This is a genomic window from Tolypothrix sp. FACHB-123, assembly GCF_014697075.1.
Taxonomy (GTDB): domain Bacteria; phylum Cyanobacteriota; class Cyanobacteriia; order Cyanobacteriales; family Nostocaceae; genus Aulosira.
Map to the genome: position 1 here is coordinate 1 of NZ_JACJRE010000159.1, position 1733 is coordinate 1733.

Here is a 1733-nt window from a genome sequence, read left to right on the forward strand (position 1 = left end):
TGTTCGCACTTGTTTTTAATTTTCTTGATTTTTCCCTATACCCGACACCCTACCCCCTAAACCCTGCCCTGACTAGGTTTCACGTTTTCTTAGTGCCATTCAATCATGAGCAAAGAGAATCCAAACTATTAGATGCTAAACATAGCAAATAATTGTGTGAGTATAACTGCGACTAATAAAAGTCCAGTTCCTAACTTGTAGTAGAGTGCGAAAATCTACCTAATGAGGAATTCTCAATTGCCAATACAGCGTTGATTAGCGGACAGATTGGCAAACTGGGAGCCGGAGTCATGCCAGTACGGGGACATTCCAACGTCCAGGGCTTTGGCTCAATGGGTGTTACAGTGAAGCTCAAAGAAGAGATTAAGCAAGCCTTGGAGAAGTTGTTGGGGCGATCGCTCTCTTTACCCAAGGGTTATCATACTCGTGACCTCATCGAAGCAGCCCAAGCGGGCAAAGTAGATAGTCTCATCTGTGTAGGTGGTAATATATATGGTGCTAATCCTGACTCAGCACAGGCAAAACGGGCATTGAGTAACATCGATACCATCATCTATCTCGCTACTAAACCCAACATTGGTCACTTTCACGGATTGGCGAGAACGAACACAATTATCATTCCTGTGCTCAACCGATTTGAAAACCCCCACAAAACCACCGTTGAATCGGGTAACAACTTTGTGCGCCTCAATGATGAAGGCAAAACTCACCTCAAGGATGCAGATTTAATTTCCGAAGTTGAGTTTTTAACTGAACTAGCCCATCGGCTGCTGGGTGACTATCCTGTCGAATGGCGTAAACTGCAAGATACTCGCTACGTGCGGCAACTGATTGCTAAAACTATTCCTGGCTATGAAAAAATTGCGATGATTGACGACACCCAAGAAGAATTTACCATCTCTGGGCGCATCGTCACCGAACCCCATTTTAAAACGCCGTCAGGTAAGGCAAAAATGTTGACTACGCCACTGCCGAATCTGGCTTTACCTCAACCTCAAGACTTTGACATTGATGATAGAGCAAATAGTCTCGTCCTGGCATTAATGACTGGACGCAGCTATTCCCAACACAACACAGTGGTTTACAAAATTGACGATCAGTACCGGGGAATACCCCATCGCTACTGCATTTTGATGAATCGCATGGATGCAGAAAAAATTGGGTTAGCCGAACATGATCTCGTTACAGTACAGGGTGATGCCGACAAACTAGAGAACATAGAAGTGATTTACGGTGCTGTGCGAGAAGGTGCAGCGTTGATGTTTTATCCGGAAGTGAATGTCATTTTTAAAGCCAGAACAGAAACACGCTGCGGTACGCCTGCTTACAAACGGGTGCCAGTGGTAGTGTATGGAAAACAGCGATCACCACATTGATTGGCTATTTCAACAAGGATGGCATTATAGAAATGGTGGCAGTAGAAGGGGATCAAATTGGAACATTTATCCGATACAGTAGACCTCAATGCTTATTTTCAACGAATAGGTTATAGCGGAGATTACTGTGCCACGCTGCAAACGCTACAGGCAATTCATCTATGCCACACCAAGGCGATTGCCTTTGAGAATTTAACTTCATTGCTCAAACAACCTGTCTGTTTGAATTTAAAATCGTTGTCGAGAAAACTTATTGATGAAAGACGTGGCGGCTACTGTTTTGAGCAAAACTTATTGCTACGCTCAGTCTTGCTCGCCCTTGGCTTTAAGGTCAAAAATTTAGCAGCCCGTGTACTC

General features: G+C 44.2%; 1 protein-coding gene and 1 pseudogene. Both read left to right on the plus strand.

Annotation, left to right across the window (positions count from 1 at the left end; all coding sequences use genetic code 11):
* Nucleotides 1–230 precede the first annotated feature (230 nt).
* Nucleotides 231–1376, plus strand: a pseudogene (locus H6G41_RS34480) (molybdopterin dinucleotide binding domain-containing protein); the annotation flags it as partial.
* Nucleotides 1377–1433: 57 nt separating this feature from the next.
* Nucleotides 1434–1733: arylamine N-acetyltransferase (locus H6G41_RS34485; RefSeq protein ID WP_190752882.1), on the plus strand; the 300-nt coding region annotated here is incomplete at its 3' end.